General features: G+C 68.7%; 22 protein-coding genes and 2 tRNA genes. 17 read left to right on the top strand and 7 right to left on the bottom strand.

Annotation, left to right across the window (positions count from 1 at the left end):
- A complete protein-coding gene (locus tag SACCYDRAFT_RS21300) occupies positions 1 to 1,125 on the top strand; it encodes a tyrosine-type recombinase/integrase (protein WP_005459336.1) in 1,125 nt (374 codons plus the stop codon).
- A gap of 33 nt (positions 1,126 to 1,158) precedes the next feature.
- Here SACCYDRAFT_RS21300 and SACCYDRAFT_RS21295 read toward each other — a convergent pair.
- Positions 1,159 to 1,231 (bottom strand) — tRNA-Arg (locus tag SACCYDRAFT_RS21295).
- 163 nt (positions 1,232 to 1,394) lie between these two features.
- On the opposite strand from SACCYDRAFT_RS21295, the gene SACCYDRAFT_RS21290 reads away from it, so the two are divergent.
- From SACCYDRAFT_RS21290 to SACCYDRAFT_RS21245, 10 genes are all read left to right on the top strand, one after another.
- Positions 1,395 to 2,045 carry a response regulator gene (locus tag SACCYDRAFT_RS21290; protein WP_005459328.1) on the top strand — a complete coding sequence of 217 codons (651 nt, stop codon included), beginning with the start codon at positions 1,395 to 1,397 and terminating at the stop codon, positions 2,043 to 2,045.
- 47 nt (positions 2,046 to 2,092) lie between these two features.
- Positions 2,093 to 2,782 (top strand): response regulator transcription factor, encoded by a 690-nt coding sequence (locus SACCYDRAFT_RS21285; RefSeq protein WP_005459324.1) that lies wholly within the window; start codon positions 2,093 to 2,095, stop codon positions 2,780 to 2,782.
- The gene (locus tag SACCYDRAFT_RS21280) at positions 2,782 to 4,176 is read left to right on the top strand and encodes a sensor histidine kinase (RefSeq protein WP_005459322.1); all 1,395 of its coding nucleotides are present in this window, start codon (positions 2,782 to 2,784) and stop codon (positions 4,174 to 4,176) included. The genes SACCYDRAFT_RS21285 and SACCYDRAFT_RS21280 overlap by 1 nt, the downstream gene beginning before the upstream one ends.
- 102 nt (positions 4,177 to 4,278) lie before the next feature.
- The gene (locus SACCYDRAFT_RS21275) at positions 4,279 to 5,061 is read left to right on the top strand and encodes a DeoR/GlpR family DNA-binding transcription regulator (protein ID WP_005459320.1); all 783 of its coding nucleotides are present in this window, start codon (positions 4,279 to 4,281) and stop codon (positions 5,059 to 5,061) included.
- On the top strand, positions 5,058 to 6,113 hold the full coding sequence (gene galT / locus SACCYDRAFT_RS21270; protein WP_005459317.1) for a galactose-1-phosphate uridylyltransferase: 1,056 nt from the start codon (positions 5,058 to 5,060) through the stop codon (positions 6,111 to 6,113). Before SACCYDRAFT_RS21275 ends, galT begins: the two co-directional genes overlap by 4 nt.
- Before the next feature lie 39 nt (positions 6,114 to 6,152).
- Positions 6,153 to 7,484 carry a S1C family serine protease gene (locus SACCYDRAFT_RS21265; protein ID WP_005459315.1) on the top strand — a complete coding sequence of 444 codons (1,332 nt, stop codon included), beginning with the start codon at positions 6,153 to 6,155 and terminating at the stop codon, positions 7,482 to 7,484.
- 181 nt (positions 7,485 to 7,665) lie between these two features.
- A complete protein-coding gene (locus SACCYDRAFT_RS21260) occupies positions 7,666 to 8,256 on the top strand; it encodes an RNA polymerase sigma factor (protein WP_005459313.1) in 591 nt (196 codons plus the stop codon).
- A complete protein-coding gene (locus tag SACCYDRAFT_RS21255; protein ID WP_005459311.1) occupies positions 8,253 to 9,518 on the top strand; it encodes a hypothetical protein in 1,266 nt (421 codons plus the stop codon). The genes SACCYDRAFT_RS21260 and SACCYDRAFT_RS21255 overlap by 4 nt, the downstream gene beginning before the upstream one ends.
- 102 nt (positions 9,519 to 9,620) lie before the next feature.
- A complete protein-coding gene (locus SACCYDRAFT_RS21250; protein WP_005459309.1) occupies positions 9,621 to 10,121 on the top strand; it encodes a MogA/MoaB family molybdenum cofactor biosynthesis protein in 501 nt (166 codons plus the stop codon).
- Between the two features lie 26 nt (positions 10,122 to 10,147).
- A complete protein-coding gene (locus tag SACCYDRAFT_RS21245; protein ID WP_005459308.1) occupies positions 10,148 to 10,333 on the top strand; it encodes a hypothetical protein in 186 nt (61 codons plus the stop codon).
- A gap of 21 nt (positions 10,334 to 10,354) precedes the next feature.
- Here the strand turns inward: SACCYDRAFT_RS21245 and SACCYDRAFT_RS21240 are convergent, their stop codons facing one another.
- From SACCYDRAFT_RS21240 to SACCYDRAFT_RS21235, 3 genes are all read right to left on the bottom strand, one after another.
- The gene (locus SACCYDRAFT_RS21240) at positions 10,355 to 10,999 is read right to left on the bottom strand and encodes an SAF domain-containing protein (protein WP_005459305.1); all 645 of its coding nucleotides are present in this window, start codon (positions 10,997 to 10,999) and stop codon (positions 10,355 to 10,357) included.
- 171 nt (positions 11,000 to 11,170) lie between these two features.
- Positions 11,171 to 11,497, bottom strand: a complete 327-nt coding sequence (locus tag SACCYDRAFT_RS26100) for an FmdB family zinc ribbon protein (protein WP_083844786.1) — start codon at positions 11,495 to 11,497, stop codon at positions 11,171 to 11,173.
- Between the two features lie 104 nt (positions 11,498 to 11,601).
- Positions 11,602 to 12,213 (bottom strand): 5-formyltetrahydrofolate cyclo-ligase, encoded by a 612-nt coding sequence (locus SACCYDRAFT_RS21235; protein ID WP_005459303.1) that lies wholly within the window; start codon positions 12,211 to 12,213, stop codon positions 11,602 to 11,604.
- Between the two features lie 24 nt (positions 12,214 to 12,237).
- Between SACCYDRAFT_RS21235 and SACCYDRAFT_RS21230 the strand changes: the two genes are divergently transcribed.
- The 5 genes from SACCYDRAFT_RS21230 to SACCYDRAFT_RS21210 all read left to right on the top strand — a co-directional run bounded on the left by SACCYDRAFT_RS21230 (position 12,238) and on the right by SACCYDRAFT_RS21210 (position 16,266).
- On the top strand, positions 12,238 to 13,140 hold the full coding sequence (locus SACCYDRAFT_RS21230; protein ID WP_005459302.1) for a UTP--glucose-1-phosphate uridylyltransferase: 903 nt from the start codon (positions 12,238 to 12,240) through the stop codon (positions 13,138 to 13,140).
- A complete protein-coding gene (glp, locus tag SACCYDRAFT_RS21225; RefSeq protein ID WP_005459301.1) occupies positions 13,140 to 14,408 on the top strand; it encodes a molybdotransferase-like divisome protein Glp in 1,269 nt (422 codons plus the stop codon). The genes SACCYDRAFT_RS21230 and glp overlap by 1 nt, the downstream gene beginning before the upstream one ends.
- A gap of 11 nt (positions 14,409 to 14,419) precedes the next feature.
- Positions 14,420 to 15,097: a GNAT family N-acetyltransferase gene (locus SACCYDRAFT_RS21220; protein ID WP_005459298.1), complete on the top strand. Its 678-nt coding sequence runs from the start codon at positions 14,420 to 14,422 to the stop codon at positions 15,095 to 15,097.
- Positions 15,098 to 15,279: 182 nt separating this feature from the next.
- Positions 15,280 to 16,137, top strand: a complete 858-nt coding sequence (gene sepX, locus SACCYDRAFT_RS21215; protein ID WP_005459296.1) for a divisome protein SepX/GlpR — start codon at positions 15,280 to 15,282, stop codon at positions 16,135 to 16,137.
- A 56-nt stretch (positions 16,138 to 16,193) separates the two neighbouring features.
- Positions 16,194 to 16,266, top strand: a tRNA-Ala gene (locus tag SACCYDRAFT_RS21210).
- A 188-nt stretch (positions 16,267 to 16,454) separates the two neighbouring features.
- Here the strand turns inward: SACCYDRAFT_RS21210 and SACCYDRAFT_RS21205 are convergent.
- Genes SACCYDRAFT_RS21205 through SACCYDRAFT_RS21195 form a run of 3 tightly spaced genes read right to left on the bottom strand, consistent with a single transcriptional unit; the run spans position 16,455 to position 18,321 of the window.
- Positions 16,455 to 16,859 carry an arsenate reductase ArsC gene (locus SACCYDRAFT_RS21205; RefSeq protein ID WP_005459291.1) on the bottom strand — a complete coding sequence of 135 codons (405 nt, stop codon included), beginning with the start codon at positions 16,857 to 16,859 and terminating at the stop codon, positions 16,455 to 16,457.
- Positions 16,856 to 17,962 (bottom strand): ACR3 family arsenite efflux transporter, encoded by a 1,107-nt coding sequence (gene arsB, locus SACCYDRAFT_RS21200; protein WP_005459289.1) that lies wholly within the window; start codon positions 17,960 to 17,962, stop codon positions 16,856 to 16,858. The genes SACCYDRAFT_RS21205 and arsB overlap by 4 nt, the downstream gene beginning before the upstream one ends.
- Positions 17,959 to 18,321 (bottom strand): ArsR/SmtB family transcription factor, encoded by a 363-nt coding sequence (locus tag SACCYDRAFT_RS21195; RefSeq protein ID WP_005459288.1) that lies wholly within the window; start codon positions 18,319 to 18,321, stop codon positions 17,959 to 17,961. The genes arsB and SACCYDRAFT_RS21195 overlap by 4 nt, the downstream gene beginning before the upstream one ends.
- A gap of 86 nt (positions 18,322 to 18,407) precedes the next feature.
- Here SACCYDRAFT_RS21195 and SACCYDRAFT_RS21190 point away from each other — a divergent pair, with 86 nt between their 5' ends.
- Complete coding sequence (locus SACCYDRAFT_RS21190) at positions 18,408 to 18,851, top strand: ArsI/CadI family heavy metal resistance metalloenzyme (protein ID WP_005459286.1); 444 nt, start codon at positions 18,408 to 18,410, stop codon at positions 18,849 to 18,851.
- The last annotated feature ends 66 nt before the right edge of the window (positions 18,852 to 18,917 follow it).

Raw genomic sequence — 18,917 nt, 5'->3', positions numbered from 1 at the left:
GTGGCGGACATCGACGATCGTTGGCATCGGCGCGGTCCGGACGGCAAGCTCGAACGGACCGACCGCTACGGCGTGGGCGCGCGGTGGCTGGTGCGGTGGCGTGACCCCGAGGGTAGGCAGCGTAAGAAGAGCTTCAAGCGCAAGGCCGAGGCCGAGAACTTCGCTGCCAGCCTGGAACACGGTTTGCGTTCCGGCTCCTACATCGCCCCTGATGCGGGGCGCGTTCGAGTAGGTGAGTGGGCGCAACGGTGGCTTGATGCTCAGCGGCATCTCGCGCCGTCCACGGTCGAGCGGTACCGGGGCGTGGTTCAGACGCACATCGTGCCGCGCTGGGGCAATGTCTACCTGTCGTCGGTGACGCACGCGGACGTGCAGGCGTGGGTGTCTGGGCTCGTCGAGGACCTGGCAGCGACATCGGTGGCGAAGGTGCACCGGGTGTTCTCGCTGATGATGGCGTGGGCGGTGCGTGATGCTCGACTGGCGCGAAATCCTGCCGAGGGTGTGAAGCTGCCCCGGCCGGCACTTCCGGACCATCGGTATCTGGATCACGACCAGGTGGCGCGGCTTGCTGAGCGCTGTGGTGACCACGGCGTCGTCGTGCGCTTCCTCGCCTACACGGGCCTTCGCTGGGGTGAGCTGGCGGCGCTTCGGGTCGGTCGGGTGGACCTTCGGCGTCGGCGGGTGCAGGTGGTCGAGTCGGTCACCGAGGTCAACGGGTCGTTGGTGTGGGGTACGCCGAAGACGCACGAGCGGCGCTCGGTGCCGATTCCGCGGTTCCTCGTCGACCAGCTGCGGCCGAGGGTCGAGGGACGTCCAGACGATGCGCTGGTGTTCCCGTCGCCTCGGGGCGAGGTCCTGAGGGTCCGCAACTTTCGTCGGCGTGTGTTCGACGCTGCGGTCCGCGAGGTCGGGCCTGAGGGGTTCCACCCGCACGAGCTGCGGCACACCGCGGCGTCATTGGCGATCGCGTCTGGGGCTGATGTGAAGATCGTGCAACAGATGTTGGGGCACAAGACCGCGACGATGACGCTCGATCTCTACGGGCACCTGTTCCCGGACCGTTTGGACGAGATCGCCGACCGCATGGACCAGGCCGTGTGTGCCCCGAATGTGCCCCACGACTGACCTGGGGCCTTCGGGGCTCGGCCCTGACCTGGGCGCCCCCGGGAGGATTCGAACCTCCGACACCCGCTTTAGGAGAGCGGTGCTCTATCCCCTGAGCTACGAGGGCTGACGAGTCGTCGACTCTGCCTACACCTTAGCGGGTGGCTCTTCCAGCTTGTGAACGGGACCTTGACGGAACGCTGACCGCTCACTGTAATACCTCCACTACCTACCAGTAACCTGCTCGTGACTGGGCGCGCGACGCGCTCCGTCGGCTGCCGGAGGCGCTGTTGATCAAGGTGATGTTCGCCGACGACGAAGAGCTGGTCCGGTCGGGGCTTCGTGCCATGGTGGCCCCCGCTTCGGACATCGAGGTCGCAGGCGAGGCAGCGGACGGCAGAACCGCGGTGGAGGCCGTGCGGCGCTTCCACCCCGACGTGGCCCTTCTCGACATTCGCATGCGCACCCCTGACGACGGCATTCGAGCTTTGCGTGCGATCCAGACGTTGCCCAACCCGCCCGTGGTGGCGATGCTGACGACGTTCGACATCGACGAGTACGTGAGTCTGGCGTTGCGGTTCGGTGCGAACGGGTTCCTGCTGAAGGACATCGAACCCGCCGTTCTGGTGCGTGCCATCCGCGACCTCGCGCGGGGCGGTGCGGTGCTCGACCCGAGCGTGGCGGCGCGCATGGTCAACGCTCATCGCGACGGGCAGCGCGCGTCAGCGCCCGCGCGCGAGCTGATCGCCTCCTTGTCGGAGCGAGAACGCGAAGTGGTGACACTCATCGGACAGGGACTGTCCAACGCCGAGATCGGCGGACGGCTGCACCTGTCCGAGGCCACGGTGAAGGGATACGTCTCGGCTGTGCTGTCCAAGATCGGTGCGGCCAACCGGGTGCAGGCCGCCCTGCTCGCCTATCGAGGCGGCCTCGTGGACTGACCAGGCTCGTTAAGGACCTTCTCAGCCGACGGGGCCAGACTGGACCCATGCGCATTCTCGTTGTGGACGACGACCGGGCCGTACGGGAGTCGCTGCGGCGCTCGCTGGAGTTCAACGGCTACCAGGTGGACCTTGCCGGTGACGGCGCGCAGGCACTGGAGAAGGTGGCCACCGATCGTCCCGACGCCATGGTTCTCGACGTCATGATGCCGCGCCTCGACGGTTTGGAGGTCGCGCGGCGGCTGCGCGGGATCGGTGACGATCTGCCGATCCTCGTGCTCACCGCGCGGGACGCGGTGTCCGACCGCGTGGCCGGACTTGACGCCGGGGCCGACGACTACCTGCCGAAACCGTTCGCGCTGGAGGAACTGCTCGCCCGCCTGCGTGCCTTGTTGCGGAGGGCGGGCCAGGACGACGGGGAAGGTGAGAGCGAGGTCCTCACGTTCGCCGACCTCACTCTGAACCCGAACACCCGGGAGGTGACCCGAGGCGGACGGCAGATCAGCCTCACGCGCACCGAGTTCTCGCTACTCGAACTGTTCATGACACACCCGAAACACGTGCTGCCCCGCAGTCGCATCCTCGAGGAGGTGTGGGGCTACGACTTCCCGACCTCCGGTAACGCGCTCGAGGTCTATGTCGGGTACCTGCGGCGCAAGACCGAGGCGGGTGACGAGCCGCGGCTGATCCACACGGTGCGTGGCGTCGGCTACGTGCTGCGGGAGACACCACCGTGATGGTTCCCCAGGAAACAGGCACCGATCAGAAGCCCGTGCGCAGGCGGTTCTCCCTGAGAGCGCGCGTGTCGCTCCTGGCGGCTGTCTGCGTGGGCTGCACGGTGGCGTTGGTATCACTTGGCGCCTACGTCACCGTGCACCGCAACCTGTATGCGGAGTTCGACGAGAACCTGATCAACCGTGCGCAGGCGGCCGTGGAGAGCCCGTCGGTCCAGACTCGTCTGCAGTCCGTGCCGGGCGCGTTCCTGGTGAGCAGTGACATCCACATCGGTTTGCTCACGGCGCGTGGCGAACTCATCTACCCGCGTGCGGGCACACCGCCTCCGTGGGGCAGGAGTGAACTCGCCGTGGCCACCGGCTCCGACGCGTCGTCTCTCCGTACGGACGAGGCCACCGACATGCGCGTCATCGCGCTCCCCGCAGGCAACGGCGTCGCCATGGTGCTCGCGCAGTCGCTCGCGCCCACGAAACGAACCCTGGGCGAGTTGGCTCTGGTGCTGTTGTTCTTCGGTGGCGCGGGGATCCTGGTGGCCGCGGCCGCGGGCACGGCGGTGGCGCGAGCGGGTCTCCGGCCGGTGGAGCGGTTGACGTCGGCCACCGAGCGTGTCACTCGCACGATGGATCTGCGGCCGATACCCGTCAGCGGAGACGACGAGCTCGCTCGCCTGACCCAGAGTTTCAACACCATGCTGGACGCGGTGGCGGAATCACGGGATCGGCAGCGTCGCCTGGTCGCCGATGCTGGACACGAACTGCGAACACCGCTGACGTCGTTGCGGACGAATTTCGAGCTGCTCCTCGCGGCGAGCCGGGCGGGGGCGCCGGCGCTGTCCGAACGTGACCGCGCGGACATCGAAGCCGACATCCGGGGCCAACTGGACGAGGTGACCCAGCTGATCGGTGACCTCACCGAGTTGTCGCGCGAGGACAGCGCCACGGACGTCACCGAGCGCGTGGAGCTGGTCGAGGTGATCGAACGTGCGCTGGACCGGGCGCGGCGGCGGGCGGGAAGCATCGAATTCGACACCGCCCTCCAGCCGTGGGTGCTCACCGGCGACTCCCACGCTCTCGAACGCGCTGTGCTGAACCTCCTGGACAACGCCGTGAAGTTCTCGCCGCAGGGCTCGGTCGTCCACGTGGTGTTGCGCCCGCTCGGGGACGGCACAGCGGTGGTGGAGGTGGCCGACTCGGGTCCCGGCATCGCACCGGAGGACCTGCCCCGGGTTTTCGATCGCTTCTACCGGTCGTCGGAAGCGCGCACTCTGCCCGGGTCCGGCCTCGGCCTGGCGATCGTCAAGCAGGCCGCCGAGCGCCACGGCGGCACGGCATACGCCAACAACAAGCCCGACGGCGGGGCTCTCATGGCCATCAGGCTCCCCGGAATCCCAGGCTGACGCCTTGCGTGGTCACTCCACGTACGTGTGACAACCACCGAGAGTGTGCTAGTTGGCGTACGATTCTGTGTTAGTGGGCGTGGTCGCGGGACGGAGTCAACGGTGCTGGCGCGACAACGACAGGCGGTCATTCTTGAGGAGACCCGACGCACCGGTGCGGTTCGGGTGAGTGACCTCGTGAGCAGGCTGGGTGTCTCGGACATGACCATCCGGCGGGATCTCGACGTGCTCGCCGGCAGAGGGCTGGTCGAGAAGGTGTACGGCGGAGCCACCACGGTGACACGCCCTGACGGCGCCTGGCCGGACGTCTGCGCGGAAACCCGCGCACGGTACGAGGCCATCGCGGCCGAAGCGGCTCGCCGTGTCAGACCCGGCCAAGCCATCGGGCTGTCGTCCAGCGCGGTGACGAACGTCCTCGCCCGGGCGCTCGACTCCGTGCCGAACCTGACGGTGGTCACGAACTCCCTCACGGTCGCCGACATCGCTGCGGCCTCCACCCAGCCGGATCGGGTGGTGGTGCTTACCGGGGGAGTGCGCGGCGGATCGGACGTGCTCGTGGGCCCGCTCGCCGTGCAAAGCCTGCGCGGCCTGCACCTCGACATGGTGTTCCTCGGGGTGCACGGGATGTGTGGCCGGGCTGGGTTCACGGTCCCGAACCTCACCGAGAGCGAAGCCGATCGCGCACTGGTGGAGGCCGGCCGGAGTCTGGTCGTTCTCGCCGACCACACGCGATGGGCTGCGGTGGGTATCTCGACGGTGGCGTCGTTGTCCGAGGCGGACGTGCTGATCAGCGACGAGGGACTTGCCGAGAACGCGCGTGAGGTGCTGGCCGCCCACGTGGGTGAACTCGTGATCGTCCCCGTACGGAGCGGGGATCGACCATGAACAAGACAGTGCGTCGCCTCTCCGATGGCCGCCGGATCACCTACTACGACGAGGGAGAGCGGCCCCGCCCACGGACGGCGGTGGACACTCGGGAACTCCCCGAGGTCACCGCGGTGTCCGAGGTCCGCCGCGATCCGCTTACCGGAGAGTTGGTGGTCATCGCCGCTCATCGCCAGACCCGCACGTACAAACCGGCTGTCGACCTGTGCCCACTGTGTCCGAGCGTGCCGGGCAGCCCGACCGAGGTACCCGAAGCCGACTACGACGTGGTGGTGTTCGACAACCGGTTCCCGGCCTTCTCGGGTGGGACCGGACACGCCGACGTGGTGTGTTTCACCAGTGACCACCACAGTTCGTTCGCCGAACTCGAACCGCGCCGTGTGCGTACGGTGCTGGAGGCGCTGGCCGACCGTACGGCCGAGCTGTCGGTGCAGGAGGGCGTCGAACTGGTCTTCCCCTTCGAGAACCGCGGGGAGGAGATCGGTGTGACGCTGCACCATCCTCACGGCCAGATCTACGCCTATCCATTCGTGCCACCGCGGACGGAGCGCATGCTCGCCGCCGCACGCGCTCACCATGACGAACGGGGCACACCCCTGCTCGGCGACGTGCTGGCGTCGGAGAGGGCCGACCGACGACGCATTGTCGCGGAGGGGCGGCACTGGACGGCGTTCGTGCCGCCCGCGGCGAAGTGGCCGGTGCAGGTGCTCGTTGTGCCACACCGTCAAGTGCCCGACCTCGTCGAGCTGACCACTGCGGAGCGTGAGGACTTCGCCGCGGTCTACCTCTCGTTGTTGCGCGGCTGCGACGCTCTGTACCACCGGCCGTTGCCGTACGTGGCCGGGTGGCACCAGGCGCCCGTCCACCACGACCGTGACCTGGCATGGTTGCACCTCGAACTGTTCTCGGTGCGCAGGGCGGAGGACAAACTCAAGTACCTCGCGGGCTCGGAGTCCGGAATGGCCGTGTGGATCAACGACAGTACGCCGGAGCGGATCGCGGAGCGGCTGCGCGCCGCCCAGCGGCCAACTCGCACCACTCCCACAGGTTGAGTTCAGCCTGTTCTCAGGGGTTGCCCCCATCATGGAGACATGACCGAGAACGACCCCTCCGCACAGGACAGGCAGACTCCGGCGCCGGGTATGCCGGAGCAGCCCGACTCGGCACAGAACGACGCGTCGACCGAGCGTTGGAGCCCCGACCGGTCGACGGGCGACGACCGGGCGACGCACGAGTTCCAGCACCCTCCGCACCCGCACGTCGCGGGATACTCGCACGGCGGTTACGCGCCGTCGCCCTATCAGCAACCGAACTACGGCGCGTACCAGCAGCCCGGAGGGCCACAACCGCGACAGGACCGCCAGGGCATACCGGGCAAGCTCGTTGCGGGTGTCGCACTGCTCGCACTGCTCGTCGGAGGAGGAGCGGGGGCGGCCGGCGGCTATCTGGCCGCGGACACGACCACGGCGTCGTCCGCGTCCAGCGCCCTCGACCAGCCGCTCCCGGCCAGGCAGACCGGCAACGCTCCCGAGGGGAGCGTCGAATCCGTCGCCGCGAAGCTGAAGCCGAGTGTCGTGCAGCTCCAAGTGCAGGGGCTCGGTTCGGCCAACGAAGGGTCGGGCTTCGTCATCAGTGAGGACGGATACATCCTCACCAACAACCATGTGGTCGAAGCCGCGGCCCAGGGCGGGCGTATCACCGTGGTCTTCCACAACGGCGACGAAGCAGAGGCCCAGATCGTGGGGCGCGACCCGACGACCGACATCGCCGTCGTGCGAACCGAGGACGTCCGTGGCCTCACCACGGTGGAACTCGGGCGGTCGGACGACCTCCGGGTCGGTCAGTCCGTGGTTGCGATCGGATCGCCGTACGAGCTCGCCGGCACCGTGACCGCGGGCATCGTCAGCTCCCTGAACCGCCCGGTGACGGCGGGTGGACAGGGGGACCAGACCACGGTCATGGACGCCATCCAGACGGACGCGGCCATCAACCCCGGTAACTCGGGTGGTCCGCTCGCGAACATGCAGGGCCAGGTCATCGGGATCAACTCCGCCATCTACAGCCCCTCCCAGGGCGGCAACGTGGGTATCGGATTCGCGATCCCGATCGACCAGGCACGCAGGACCGCGGACGAGATCATCGAAAACGGCCACGCGACCCAGACCTACATCGGCGCCACCGTCGGTGACGCGCCGAACGGCGGCGCACGTATCGGCGACGTACAGGCGGGCAGCCCCGCCGACAAGGCGGGCATCGAGTCGAACGACGTGATCGTGAAGATGGGTGAGCGACGCATCGAGGACGCGAACACCCTGGTCGCCGCCATCCGGACGAGGGCGCCGGGAGAGAAGGTCACCTTCACGCTCGCCGACGGCAGAGACGTCGAGGTGACTCTGGGAGGCCAACCGGTGAGGGTGAACTAGGCGAGGACCTGCACGGTAGGGAGCGGACACGCCCGCGTGGTCGGGCGTGTCCGTGTGCTGTCCGGGCGCCACCAGCTCGGCCGGCATCTCGGCGGATACGATCTCGAGCGCAACAACAGCGCGCGTGCCGGCAACTCCGGGTGTGAACATCACAGCGGAACGCCCAAAGGGAGGCGGGGCCTTGGCTGCCGTGCCGGACAGCGGCGGGGGCAGCCAGCCGGAGCCGATCTCGGAACACGATGGTGAGCTGTGGCGTCGTGCGGCCCACGGTGACGAGGGCGCCTTCACCGAACTGTTCCACCGGCACGCCGAGGCCGTCTGGAACCACGCGTACCGCCTCAGCGGTTCGTGGGCGACGGCGGAGGACGTGACGTCCTCCACGTTCGTCACCGCCTGGCGCAAGTGCGCCGACGTCACGTTGGTCAACGACAGCGCCCGGCCGTGGCTGTACGCCGTGGCGGCGAACCTCGCGCGGACCCACGGGCGGGGAGAGCGAAGGCTGCTGCGGCTGCGCCGTGTGCTGCGTGCGGAGGTCGCCCACGACCACGCCGACGACGTGACCGACCGGCTGGCGGATGCGAGCAAGCTGCGGCGAGTGGTGGAGGCGGTGGGCACGTTGCCCAAGTCGCAGCGACGGGCGGCGGAGCTGTGCCTGCTCGGTGATCTGTCGTTCGCTGAGGCCGCCGCCGTACTCGGGATCGCCGAAGTAACCGTCCGGTCCCAGATCTCCCGTGCCCGTGCCCGTCTTCGCACCACCTTGGAGCAGTCATGAGCAATGACTTCGACCTGCCTGAGAATCGGCCGCTTCCGCCCCATGTCCGCGATCGCATGCTGTCGTCGGTGAGGCGGGAGATACACGAGGCGCCTACCCGGTCGATGCGCGCTCCGTTGAGCATCGCGGCCGCCGTAGCGGTGCTGGCCGGGGGAGCTTTCCTGGCCATCGGGGGTGAAGGTGAGCGACTGGTGTCCGCGGCTGGGGACCGTGAACTCGACCGCTGCTGGGCCGCAGTGGAGTATGCGAAGGAAACTGCCAAGTATCCGGACCGGAACATGTGGCAGGTGGTGGATCATCGGCCGTTGCACCTGACCCAGGTGACCGTTATTCGGGCGGACGAGCAGACGTTCTTCTGCGAGACGTCGATCAAGTCCGTGGCGTTGTCGGCGCCCATGACACCGGGGGACCAACAGGTGATCGGTGCCATGGTGACTCGCAGCGGCACTGTCGTCGGTTACGCCCCCGAGAGCGTGACCGCAGTGACCGTGTGGTCGGAACAGTTGGAAAGCGGCGACCCTCTGAGGACACACGGCGTGCAGGGCTATGGCCAGCACGACCATATGGCCGAGGTCCGGAACGGCGTCTTCGTGGCCGAACTCGCCCACCACGACATCAGGGGGATGGAGTTCACGATCACGGCGCACTCGCGGGACGAAGCAGGTACGGAAAGCAAGGCCGCCGGCCCGCCCATCTCGATCCCCGATCCGTTCTTGGATATGGGCTACTTCGAGCCCGAGGTCGATCCCGAGGAGTACGACAGCTGCCTGGAAGGACCGAGAGGCGGCGCGCACGGAATGGTGGTGGACGCGGCGACGTGGCGAGCCGGGGCGACACTCGAACACCACGTGGAGGCGAGCACCGAGGGGACCAAGTCGACGGATGCTCACGACGTGGAGTGGCGCGTCTTCGTCAACGACCGTGCGACAGCCGTATGCCGCATGTCGCCCGTGTGGCACTTCAGCGCGTACCCGACGCCTGACGAACTCACGTCGGCCGAGCAGCCGATCGCGACGGTGACCGGTGAGAACCACTTCCCCGCTTTCTCCGTCGTCGGAGTGACGACCGCTGACATCGCCAGCCTCGAACTGCGCCACGGGAACACCACCGAGACCGTGGCAGTTCGGGAGCGGACGTTCGCCGCAACGCTCGACACCACCGGCGATGCCCCCATCAACGCGTCCGGCGTCACCGTGGTCGCGTACGACGCCGGCGGCAACGTGGTCCACGAGGGGCGCCTGCCTGACATTCCGAAGCAGTGAACGGGAATTCCGTGACGGCCGTCTCAGCGCACCTCGTTGGGACGGCCTTCCCGCAGCGGCGCCAATCACCCTGGGTTTGCGAATGGCACTACGGTGGTGCACATGGAACGGGATGCACAGCGGTTGGGTCGGGCCCTCGTCGTGATCGTGGATGATCGGTTGGCCCAAGGCGAGCGAGAGGACAGTACGGGTCCACTCGTCACCGAGCTCCTGGAAGAAGCGAACTTCATCGTCGACGGCATCGTGGTGGTTCGCGCGGACACGGTGGAGATCCGCAACGCGTTGAACACGGCGGTGATCGGTGGTGTCGACCTGGTGATCACCGTCGGAGCCACGGGGGTGTCTCCCCGGGACGTCACGCCCGACGCCACCGCAGGCGTGCTCGACCGGCCGGTGCCGGGCATCGCCGAGGCACTGCGGTCCTCCGGGCTGGCGGCCGGCGCCATGGACGCGGGGATCTCGCGTGGCCTTGTGGGCATTTCGGGCAGCACACTGGTGGTGAACCTCGCCGGTTCCCGCACAGCCATCCGGGACGGCATGGCAACCCTTTCGGCCCTGGTGCGCCACGTCATCGATCAACTTTCGGGCCTCGATCAGACCTGAGAGCCCTACCAGTACACCAGGCGGCCATGGACGAGAAGAAACAGCGGAACAGCCCGGACCGACACGAGGGCAAGGCGCGGCGCAGAACCCTCGACGACGTGTTCGGCGACGTGCTTCCCGAAACCACTCGGGACGAGCGGGACACCTACCAGTCGGCCGGTCTGCCGGACGACTGGTACCGGGAGAACCGGCCACCACATCACGATCGCTGACGCTGAGCAGGCTGTACGCGGTCATCGCAGTGTCACCGTGACGGGCTTGCCGAGACCCGCGGCAGCGACGAGGGGAGCGTCCTCGTCGGCCACGGACACCAGCACGAGTGGTTCCTCGGGCTCGAGTGGTCCGCCGATCCGGCCGGATTCCTGCTCCGCCACGGTGACCACCGTGGCATTGGCCGCCAGCACCTCGGCCTGTTCCGCCTCTTCCCCCGGCACGACGACATCGACGCGGGTGCCAGGCCGCAACAGGTCGGTGACGCCTGCGTCGGCCAGCCGGAGCGGAACGGTGGTGAAACCAGGCGGCCCGCTGCGGTTGTCGGCGAGCCGCACATCGGTGAGTGGCTCGCCTGCGCGCGCGGCACCCACCAGCCGCCGGTGTACCGCCTGGCCGGGCTCAGTGAGCACACCGTCGGGGCGCGAGTCGGCGGCGACGTCGACGACCCGGACGTCGGTGGCCGACAGGGCGGATCCCGACGGAACGTCCCTCGCCGTCACGAGGGTGGGCAGCGTCGCCTCACTGCTCGCGCCGGGTGCGGCGGCCAGCGCGGCGGCGACAAGGAACAAGACGGCGGCGAGCGCGCGTCGTAGGAGTGTGAGTGGCTGCCCGCGAAGCCGGGCCCGCAGCCTGCGGTGCCGTTCACGTAGGCGCTTGTCGTCCATACCGCTTCCCCCTCGTCGGTCCCTGCCGTGAGCGCTGTGCGCGCCCACCGGGAACCGACGGTAGAAGCGGGCCCTCGCCACCGGAAGCGAGCGACTGCTGGGCTGTGGACAACTCCCTCCCTGTGGACAACCGGCTCACGCGGGTTGCGTCAAGGAGCCGCGGCTACGTCGTCAGGACGCCGCGGCGGTGGAAGTCGTGCTGGAGCTGGACGAAGCGGAATCCGACTTCGTGGACCCGTTCGAGGAGCCGCCGGACGAGCTGCTGTCGGAGGAACTCGACGACGACTTCGAAGGCTTCGAGGCTGCCGACGTCTTCGAGTCCGACCGGGAATCCGTGCGGTAGAACCCGCTGCCCTTGAAGATCACGCCGACGGACCCGTAGAGCTTGCGCAGCGGCCCCTGGCACTCGGGACAGTCCGTCAGGCTCGCGTCGGAGAACGACTGGACCACCTCGAACTGGTGGTCGCACTCCTTACAGGCGTATTGATAGGTCGGCACAGGGTCTCCTTCGAGGCTACGGCACTCTGACTTGGCACTCGGTGGCCGAGAGTGCTAACGCAATTCTGCTCGATCGTGTTCCCCGAGCGCAATCGAGGTTCGGCTCACACCTCGCGGCGTCCGGCCAGCTCGATCAGTCCCCGATTCGGTGTGAGGGCGGCGTGCATGCGCACGTCGTGAGGTTCGGCGGGCAGTCGATCGACGAGTTCTGTGTCGCGGATCACGGCTATGAAGCGGGTCTCGCGAGCGGCGAGCACGAGCGAGCGGTCGTAGTAACCGCCTCCCTTGCCCAGTCGTACCCCGACGTGGTCGACCGCCAGCGCGGGAACGAGCACGACGTCCGCCTCGGCCACGGCGTGCGGGCCGAGCCGGGGCCCTGTCGGCTCCAGCACCGGCGGGAACTCCCCCGTGGCCAGCGACGACATCCCGGAGTACTCCGCCCAGTCCAGCGGCCCTCGCCTGGAGGGGATGACGGGAAGCAGCACCCTGCTGCCCCGGTCGTGCAGGACGTCGAGCAGTTCCACCGAGCCCGGTTCGGTGCCGAAGGGCACGTAACAGCACACGGTCGCGCCCGGCAGTTCGGCGAAGGCCCGGGCGAGCTTCGCGGTTTCGGCGTCGTGCTGTTCCCGCGGGACCGCGGCACGCCCGGCGCGCAGCCGTTTCCGCCACGCCGCCTTGACACTCGCCGAGGGGTTGTCGTTGTCGGTGGGTTCCACGGGACCAGGCTAGGCTTTGCGCCCATGACGGGCGCCACGATTGAGACCACGTTCCGGACCGCCATCGTGCCGGCTGCAGGGCTCGGCACGAGATTCCTCCCGACCACGAAGGCTGTTCCGAAGGAGCTGCTTCCGGTCGTCGACACGCCGGGGATCGAGCTCGTCGCGAGCGAGGCCGCCGAGGCTGGTGCGCAACGCATGGTGATCGTCACGTCCCCCGACAAGAAATCGGTCGTGGACTACTTCTCCGGCAAGCCCGAGTTGGAGGCGACGCTCGAACGCAAGGGCAAGACCGAGCAGTTGGAGAAGGTGCGCAGGGCCGGCGAGCTGCTGGACGTCGAGGTGGCGATCCAGGAGGAGGCACTCGGTCTCGGCCACGCCGTCGCGCAGGCCGAACCGAACCTGGACGACGCCGACACCGCCGTGGCGGTCCTGCTGCCCGACGACCTCGTGCTGCCCACCGGGGTGCTGTCCAAGATGGCCGAGGTGCGGGCGCGGCACGGCGGCAGCGTCCTCTGCGCGTTCGACATCCCGAAGGAGCAGATCTCCCCCTACGGCGTGTTCGACGTCTCCGACACGGACGACGCCGACGTGAAGCGGGTCCACGGGATGGTGGAGAAGCCCGCGCCCGAGGACGCGCCGTCCACGTACGCCGCGGCGGGCCGCTACCTGCTCGATCGGGCGATCTTCGACGCGCTCAGGCGCATCGAGCCCGGCTCCGGCGGAGAGTTGCAGTTGACCGACGCCGTAGCGCTGCTGATCTCCGAAGGGCACCCCGTGCACGTCGTCGTCCACCACGGCGGGCGACACGACCTCGGCAACCCCGGTGGTTTCCTGCGCGCGGCCGTCGACTTCGCCCTTGACAATCCCGACTACGGCCCCTCGCTGCGCGAGTGGCTGCTCGAACGGATCGGTACCGCCCACTGATGACTGACACCGAGTCGATCGTCGTCACGCATCCCAGAGCCGAACTGCGGTCGGTCGAGGACCATCTCGCGCTGCTGCTGAAGGCGGCGGTGCGGCCCCGTCCCGTGCGGATGGCGATCTCCGAGGCACAGGGGCTGCTCTGTGCCGAGGAGGTGGTCGCCGAGCAGGCGCTGCCCGGCTTCGACCAGGCGGCCGTGGACGGTTACGCCGTGCGCAGCGTCGACGTCCGCGCGGCCAACGACGAACCCGTGGAGATGCCGGTGGTCGGGGAGATTCCGGCCGGTTCCCGGCAGCCGAGGCGGCTCCAGCCGGGGCAGGCCGTGCGCGTGGACACCGGTGCGCCGCTGCCGACGCTCGCCGACGCCGTCGTCCCGAGCTCGTACACCGACGGAGGCACCGCGAAGGTGACGGTGCGCCGTGCCGTCCCCTCGCACGGTTACGTGCGGAGGACGGGGGAGGACGTCCAGACCGGCGACGTCGCCGTGCGCAAGGGCGACACGATCGGAGCGGCGCAGGTGGGGCTGCTCGCCGCCGTGGGCCGGTCGAAGGTGCTCGTGCACCCGCGACCCAGAGTGTCGATCATCTCCGTGGGCGACGAGCTCGTCGACATCGACCGCACCCCGGCCGTCGGGCAGGTCTACGACGTCAACTCCTACGCCCTTGCGGCGGCCGCGCGGGACGCGGGTGCGGAGGTGAGCCGGGTCGGCATCGTCCCGCTCGACGCGAAGCGGCTGCGGGAGACGGTCGAGGGCAGACTGTTGATGTCCGAGGTCATCGTCGTGGCCGGGGGCGCGGGCGGGAGCATCGGTGACGAGGTCCAGGCCGCGCTCGCCGACCTCGGCGACATCGACACCACGCGCGTGGCCATGCACCCGGGCTCCACACAGGCGTTCGGGAAGCTCGGGCCGGACGCGGTGCCCACCTTCCTCATCCCGGCCAACCCGATGAGCGCGCTCGTTGTGTTCGAGGTGATGGTGCGCCCGCTCATCCGGGCGGCTCGCGGCACCCGCCACCCGCATCGCAGGACGGTGGAGGCGCGACTGCTGTCGCCGATCACGTCGACGAAGGGGCGGCGTGGCTACCTGCGCGGGCAGTTGCTGCGCGACGAGAGCAACGGCGAGTACCTGGTTCAGCCGCTCGGCACCGGCGGCTCCCATCTGCTCACGTCGCTGGCCGAGGCCAACTGCCTGATCAACGTGGACGAGGACCTGACGGACGTCGCCGCGGGGGAGCAGGTCAGGGTGGCCTTCCTCGCCCCGCGCGCCTAGCGGGGTGAGCCATGTCGGCCGGGTACGGCGCATCCCACGTCGCGGAGCCCCGACGGCTCGGCTGGCCCGTGAGGTTGGGACCACTGGTCGTGCCCGCGGGCACTGTCCGCCTACGCCCCCTGCGACTGCGGGACGGCTCCGACTGGAGCCGGATCCGGCTCCGCGACCAGGAGTACCTCGAACGCTGGGAACCCAACCAGCCCGGTACCTGGCGCGAGCGCAACGCCGCCTCCGCCTGGCCGTCCCAGTGGTCCACGCTGCGACGTCTCGCCAAACAAGGGCAGTGTTTCCCCTTCGCGATCACGGTGGACGACGTGTTCGCCGGTCAGCTCACGATCGGCAACGTCATCCGGGCGGCACTGCGGTCGGCGTGGATCGGCTACTGGGTGTCGTCCGAGCTCGCCGGGGGCGGTGTGGCCACGGCGGCGGTCGCGTTGGCCACCGACCACGCGTTCACGGAGGGGCGCCTGCACCGCCTCGAAGCCACGGTCCGTCCCGAGAACGTGGCGAGCCTGCGAGTGCTCGGCAAGGCGGGCTACCGCAGGGAGGGACTCTTCCGTCGCTACCTGGAGGTGCAGGGGGAGTGGCGGGATCACCTCTGCTACGCCCTCACCGCCGAGGAAACCGGTGACGGAGTCGTCGCGCTGCTCGTCGCATCCGGTGGGGCTAGCATGCCTGAGCAGCGCTGACCGACATGTGAAACGAACCTCGTTCAACCAGGTGAGTCGGAAAACCACCCGGCGAGTCTCCGCGTTTTCTGTTACTCCTGTGACTAGCGTGACGAGAGTCGGAGTGAGTGCGCAGCGAGAGCCGCGAGGCCGGACGCGCCCATCACGACGGCGCGCAGTACAGGTCGGGGGAGGTGACGGGAATGCCCAGCTCGTTGATCATTGTGGGGCTCGCTGCGGCATGGCTTGCCGTCCTCGTTCCCATGGTCGCGCGCAAGCGGCAGGTCATCACGCAGACCAACGACGCGGCTCTGGCCGCGCGGGTCGTGCGCAGCGGGAGTGCGCGCGACACCTCGAGCGGCGAGTCCGAACGGGGGGACGTCGGCTCGATGGTCGGTGAGGACCCGGAGGCCGCGGACGACGACCCGAGGGGTGCGTACGAGGACCCCGAGGATGTCGGCGGCGATGACGCGCATGGTGGCGAGGACGACGCTTACGGTGAAGGCCGCCGTGGTGATGGCGGTGAGACCGACGAGTTCTCCGTGGGGCGGGGCGCGGTGACCGAGGGACGTCCTCTGCGGCGTTACCGTCCCGGGCGTGGGGGTTTCGATCCCGAAGCCGCCGCGCTCGCGGCCAGGGCGAAGTACGCGTTCCGTCAGCGCGTCGTCGTGGTGCTGCTGCTGACCGTGGTGTCCACAGCGGTCGTGGCGGGCTTCGTGCTTCCCGTGGTGTGGTGGGTGCACGGCGCCGCCGATCTCACTCTCGTGGCCTACCTCGTCTACCTGCGCAGGCAGGTCCGCATCGAGGAGGAGATCCGGCAGCGCAGGCTCGCCCGCTTGCGTGCCGCCTCACGGCGTACGCCCCGGAGGGCGGATCCGCTCGAGGACATCGAGGTGCTGCCCAACGAACCCGGCGACGTGGTGGGAGCCGAGCGCAAGCCCATGCCGACCACCCGGGTCCGCAGGCAGGCGGTGGTGGTCGACCTGGAGGACGAGGACCCGGCGTTCCACGAGCTCGACGACCCGGGGCGGTATTCGTACCGGCGGGCCGCGGGCGAATAGGGACCCCCTGCTCGGTGGGTGTGGCAGGGTTGCTATGCTCACCGAGCAACCGAAAAGGGGCTGTAGCGCAGTTGGTAGCGCGTCTCGTTCGCATCGAGAAGGTCAGGGGTTCGATTCCCCTCAGCTCCACCGGATCGCTCCTTGTATGAGCGAGTTTCTTCGAAGCCCTGGTTGGCGGTTCATGTCGACCAGGGCTTTTTCGTGTCCGCTGAGGTTCGACCAGTACTTTCCGGGGTTTGGTCCGTACCGGATCGATGGCGCCGATGAGATGCTCGGCGACGGCCACCGCAGCGCGCGTCCCGAGCTCGACCCACAGGTCAGAGTTCTGAAACCAGCTCGGTGAGCAGCTCGCGGACGCGCCGGTCGATCTCGTCGCGGATACGGCGCACCCGGTCGGCGGGGAGGCCTGCGGGGTCGTCGAGCTGCCAGTCGAGGTAGCGCTTGCCGGGGAAGACGGGGCAGGCGTCCCCACAGCCCATGGTGATGACGACGTCGGCGGCTCGGACGGCGTCCGTGGTCAGGGGTTTGGGGAACTCCTTGGACAGGTCGAGACCGAGTTCGGCCATCACCTGCACGACGGCGGGATTGAGGGTGTCGGCGGGGGACGAGCCTGCCGAGCGGACGGTGACGCGGCCTCGCGCGTGGTGGTCCAGAAGGGCGGCGGCCATCTGTGAGCGGCCGGCATTGTGCACGCAGACGAACAGGACTTCAGGGGTTGTCACGGGATGCTCTCCGGGGTGGTGGATCGGGCGAAGCGGGGGCGCAGCCGCAGGGACACGTAGACCAGGGCGACCAGGACCGGCACTTCGATCAACGGTCCGACGACCCCGGCGAGAGCCTGGCCGCTGGTGGCGCCGAAGGTGGCGATCGCCACGGCGATGGCGAGTTCGAAGTTGTTCCCGGCCGCGGTGAACGCGAGCGTGGTGGTGCGCTGGTAGGACAGGCTGAGGGCCTTGCCGAGGGCGTAGGCCCCGGCCCACATCGCCGCGAAGTAGACCAGCAGCGGCAGCGCGATCCGGGCGACGTCGAGCGGCCGGGTGGTGATCTGCTCGCCCTGCAGAGCGAACAGGATCACGATGGTGAACAGCAGACCGTACAGTGCGAGCGGCCCGACTCTGGGCAGGAACCGGGTTTCGTACCAGGCGCGGCCCTTCGCGCGTTCGCCGAGGCGGCGGGACAGGTATCCGGCCGCCAGTGGAATGCCCAGGAAGATCAGGACGTTCTTCGCGATCTCCCATCCGGACACGGCGAGGTCGGTGACCTCGAGGCCGAGCCAGCCGGGCAGTACGGACAGGTAGAACCAGCCGAGCACGCCGAACATCACGACCTGGAACACGGAGTTCAGCGCCACCAACACGGCGGCGGCTTCCCGGTCGCCGCAGGCCAGGTCGTTCCAGATGATCACCATGGCGATGCAGCGGGCGAGCCCTACGATGATCAACCCGGTGCGGTACTCGGGCAGGTCGGGCAGCAGCAGCCAGGCCAGCGCGAACATCAGTGCTGGGCCGATGAGCCAGTTCAGCAGCAACGACGGCCACAGCAGCCGCCGGTCGCGGGTGACGGAGCCGAGCCGGTCGTATCGGACCTTGGCCAGCACCGGGTACATCATCACCAACAGACCCAGCGCGATCGGTAGGGAGATGCCGTCGACAGCGACGGCGTCGAGCCCCTCGTCGAGGCCGGGAACCCACCGGCCGGCCAGCAGGCCGACGACCATGGCGGCGGCGATCCACACCGGCAGGAACCGGTCGAGCGTCGAGAGCTTGCCGGTAGGCCCTTCCGAGGCGCTCTCGGTCGCGGGGGACGGAGCCGAGCCGGTCGTCATGCCGGGACCCTCCGCCCGCCGGGCACCAGCACGGCCGACAGGCGGGCCAGCACCTCCGGGTGCACCCGGTAGTACACCCAGGTCCCCCGGCGTTCACCAGTGATCAGCCCGGACTCACGCAGCACCTTGAGGTGGTGTGAGATCGTCGGCGCGGTCAGGTCGAACGCGTCGGTCAGATCGCACACGCATGCCTCACCGCCGACGTGGGAGGCGATCAGCGACAACAGCCGCAGCCGCACCGGGTCGGCCATCGCCTTGAACAGCCGGGACAGCTCCACCGCCTGTTCTTCGGTCAACGGTTGCTGAGCCAGGGGCGAGCAGCAGGCGTCCATCGCGGCCAACGGCAGTTGCTTCGGCATGCGTCTATCTTGACAGGCTTCTAATCAGCGGCCAAGCTGAGTCTCGTCACTGATTAGACAAGCTTCTATTCAAGGAGGATGTCGAGATGTCCCGGGTACAACTCGCGCTTCGAGTCGGGGATCTGCAGGGATCGATCGAGTTCTATTCGAAGCTGTTCGACACCGAGCCGGCCAAGCGGAGGGAGGGCTACGCCAACTTCGCCATCGCCGAGCCGCCCCTCAAGCTCGTGCTGTTGGAGGGTGAGCCAGGACAGGCCACCGTCATGGACCACCTCGGTGTGGAGGTCGACTCCACCGACGAGGTCGACGCCACCGGCCGTCGCCTGACCGGCGAGGGGCTGGACACCCTGACCGAGGACGACACCACGTGCTGCTACGCGCTGCAGGACAAGGTCTGGGTCCACGGCCCCGGTCGGGAGCCCTGGGAGGTCTACACCGTCAAGGGTGACTCGCGGACCTTCGGCGCCGCGCCGAATGCGGAGACCGTCGAGGCAGGAAAGACGGGGCAGCCGGAAGGTTGTTGCGCCTGACGGTGTCGTCGGCGGGCCCCGGTGGCCCGCCGACCGGCCGAAGCGTCGACCACGACCGTCGCGACA

This window comes from Saccharomonospora cyanea NA-134, assembly GCF_000244975.1.
GTDB lineage: Bacteria > Actinomycetota > Actinomycetes > Mycobacteriales > Pseudonocardiaceae > Saccharomonospora > Saccharomonospora cyanea.
This window is presented reverse-complemented; position numbering and strand designations above follow the sequence as displayed.